The sequence below is a fragment of the Streptomyces sparsus genome (assembly GCF_054776295.1).
The window spans coordinates 1-611 of record NZ_BAAHCA010001646.1 but is presented as its reverse complement, the minus strand read 5'-3'; the positions used below and the strand labels follow the sequence as shown (position 1 = coordinate 611).

The 611-nt window shown below is 75.1% G+C and carries 1 protein-coding gene; it reads left to right on the top strand.

Going from position 1 to position 611, the window contains the following annotated elements; genetic code table 11:
* Window positions 1–28: 28 nt before the first annotated feature.
* Window positions 29–611 (top strand): serine hydrolase domain-containing protein (locus tag ACYVE9_RS30085; protein ID WP_461031021.1); only part of this gene is annotated, 583 nt, incomplete at its 3' end.

The window sequence follows — 611 nt, the reverse complement described above, 5'->3', positions numbered from 1 at the left end:
TGATGGTGATGAGTTCGCAACCGGCGTCGTGCAGGTCCTGGAGGGCCTGGCCGACGCGGTGCGGGCGGCGGACGCACCCGACGTGGTGTTCGCCTGGTCCCGGCACGGTGAGCGGGCGCTGTGCAGCGGAGGCACCGCACCGCCGCCGGTGACTCCGCGCGACCGGTTGCGCTACGAGGTCGGGTCGGCCGGCAAGACCTTCACCGGTCTGCTGCTCGCGGACCTGGTGCAGGAGGGCCGGCTGGCCTGGCTCGATCCGGTGGTCCCGCTCCTGGCGCCGGGCCTGCCGCCGGGACGCACCCCGGTGGGCCTGCTGCACCTGGTCACCCACACCTCGGGCCTGCCCCGGCTGCCCGCCGACTTCTACCCGCAGGCCCTGCCGCGCTGGACCACCAACCCCTACGCCGGGTACTCCTCCGAACGGGTCGTCGACGCGTTCCTTCGCGGACGGCCGCGGCACCGGCCGGGCAGCCGCTGGCGGTACTCGAACTTCGGCGCGGCCGTACTGGGGCACACGTTGGCCGCCGCCACCGGGCTGCCCTGGGAGGAACTGCTCACCCGGCGGGTCCTGGCACCGCTCGGTCTCGACGGTGCCGCTCCGGCACCCGGCG